This is a genomic window from Photobacterium sp. 1_MG-2023, from assembly GCF_030547945.1.
Taxonomy (GTDB): Bacteria; Pseudomonadota; Gammaproteobacteria; order Enterobacterales; family Vibrionaceae; genus Photobacterium.
The window spans coordinates 1-766 of the sequence record NZ_JAUORR010000082.1 but is presented as its reverse complement, the minus strand read 5'-3'; the positions used below and the strand labels follow the sequence as shown (position 1 = coordinate 766).

The window sequence follows — 766 nt, the reverse complement described above, 5'->3', positions numbered from 1 at the left end:
GTTGTGACGGGGAAAGGCAAAGATGTGCCGTGGGAAGATGGTTATTGGTTGGGCAAGGCGGCTAATGAGGGGCAAGGTTCTCATATCCCAACCCGAATTGCAGATAAGCTTAGAGGTCAGAAGTTCAATAATTTCAATGTTTTTCGAGAAATGTTTTGGACAGAAATTTCGAATGATCCAGTTTTGTCTAAACAGTTCAATAGAAACAATTTAAAGAAACTGAGAAAAGGTAAGGCTCCTGCGGCGAGGAAAGATTATCATTATGGGGAAATTTTCCGTTTCGAGATCCATCACATAGATGAAGTGAACAAAGGTGGGGATGTCTATAATATTGACAATTTGAGGGTAGTAACCCGAAACACCACAAGAAGATACATTACGGAGAGAAGAAATAGATGACTTTTTTAAAAAATAGTATTACAGAGTATAGTGAATCTGAGTTCTTAAATTTTATTGAGTTAATTTGCGATAATGATTTAACTGAGAAAGAAGAGGACGCACTGATTCGTCATTTTGCTAAAGTCGTTCATCATCCTAGCGGTACTGATTTAATTTTTTGGCCCAAAGAAGGCGATGATGATTCCCCAGAAGGGATTCTTTTAGAAATAAAACGCTGGTACGCTGAACAAGGGTTGCCTTGCTTTAAACCTGAATAATTCCTCAGAAAAGGCCACTTGAGCATATCTGTGATCAGGGCAGGATCGCACTTTGTTAATTGACTGAACTTTTACGAATCTGCGCGATCTGATCATATAAGTTTAGTATT

At 38.5% G+C, this 766-nt stretch carries 2 protein-coding genes; both read left to right on the top strand.

Annotation, left to right across the window (positions count from 1 at the left end; all coding sequences use genetic code 11):
- A partial coding sequence (locus Q4579_RS22970; protein WP_303567277.1) for an HNH endonuclease signature motif containing protein occupies positions 1-399 on the top strand: 399 nt, incomplete at its 5' end.
- A complete protein-coding gene (locus Q4579_RS22965) occupies positions 396-656 on the top strand; it encodes a bacteriocin immunity protein (protein ID WP_303567276.1) in 261 nt (86 codons plus the stop codon). The genes Q4579_RS22970 and Q4579_RS22965, both read left to right, overlap by 4 nt.
- The last annotated feature ends 110 nt before the right edge of the window (positions 657-766 follow it).

Coding starts and splice junctions, on each gene's coding strand:
- Q4579_RS22965 (WP_303567276.1), top strand. CDS start 396: ATGACTTTTTTAAAAAATAGTATTACAGAGTATAGTGAATCTGAGTTC.